Genomic DNA, 1,143 nt, shown 5'->3' on the forward strand with positions numbered 1-1,143 from the left:
CTCGTGCGCCGGTGTAGCGCAGAGAAGAAAGTACGGCTCGCCGTCAAAACAAAACTCCCATTTATAATGCTCGGGATCGGCCGGAATGTCTTCCGGCCATTCTTTTTCGTCTTGATGACTCAGTCTATTTAAAAAGCGCCAAAACAGCTCTTCATACGCTTCAATCGAATAATGCTCCGCCAAATCTTCCGGTGTATCAAACAACACAACGAGGGATGCGTATTTTCCCGTGTCCCGCGATATCTTGCCGTACTCCGCAAGCAACGGAGCCAGTTCCTCCGCTGTGCGGTTTTCCCGCGGATCTCCGGCAAAAGCAATCCGAAGCTGATCAGTCAGAAACGCCTGGCGTCTGGGAATGCACGGAAACGTATCCGCGTCGTCCCCCAGAGTTTCTGCCAGCAGCTCAAAAGCGATTCTTTGCCATTCAGGAAGCTCTTCCTGAATACGTTCTAGAAAACTTTTGGTGTAAATCCCATTCACCATTGATCCACCTCAAGTATCATCTGGATACTATATTAAAACTGGAAGCGGCAGGTGACTGTCCTTCATGAATCAGCCCAATAACTGTTTGATGCCCTGACCCGCAGGAGATATTCCAAGCGGGAACACGTTCCCAGATTCCTGATGCGATCCTGAATCGCATTATTGACGCGATGTCATCAAGTATTACGTATGTCTTTTTGCTCGCTTTGATTCCAATTGTCCTCGCGGCGGTTACCATTTTGTTTATGGGGAAAACCAGAGTGAAAACAACAGCCGAAATGACAAAGAAAGCAAATTAACATAAAAAAAGCAGTACATGCTGGGCATGTACTGCTTTTTTCTATTACACTCCTAATCTTGCAAGAATAAACGTCCATATACAAATGATCAATAACAGAATCAGGCTGTACGCCACTGTCCTTTTAAACAGTTTAGATTCCTTGCCTGTTTGGCCGACCGCTGCGGCAGCGATGGCGATAGATTGAGGAGAAACAAGTTTCGCCATGACACCGCCCGCCGTATTTGCGGCTAACAGCAAATCTGAACCCGCACCGATCTGCGCTCCCGTGACAACCTGCAAATGGCCGAACAAAGCATTATTGCTGACAACAGAACCGGTGATGAACACGCCAATCCAGCCGAGAACAGGACTGACAAACG

2 protein-coding genes and 1 pseudogene are annotated in these 1,143 nt (G+C 47.9%); 1 reads left to right on the forward strand and 2 read right to left on the reverse strand.

From position 1 onward, the window contains the following. Positions 1 to 483: YqcI/YcgG family protein (locus ACWHAR_RS22520; protein WP_452087885.1), on the reverse strand; the 483-nt coding region annotated here is incomplete at its 3' end. A gap of 95 nt (positions 484 to 578) precedes the next feature. Here ACWHAR_RS22520 and ACWHAR_RS22525 point away from each other — a divergent pair. Beyond that, a pseudogene (locus tag ACWHAR_RS22525) lies at positions 579 to 782 on the forward strand (MFS transporter); the annotation flags it as partial. A gap of 44 nt (positions 783 to 826) precedes the next feature. Here ACWHAR_RS22525 and ACWHAR_RS22530 read toward each other — a convergent pair. Further along, a partial coding sequence (locus tag ACWHAR_RS22530; protein ID WP_452087886.1) for an L-lactate permease occupies positions 827 to 1,143 on the reverse strand: 317 nt, incomplete at its 5' end.

The sequence above is a fragment of the Bacillus sp. LR--39 genome (assembly GCF_053613335.1).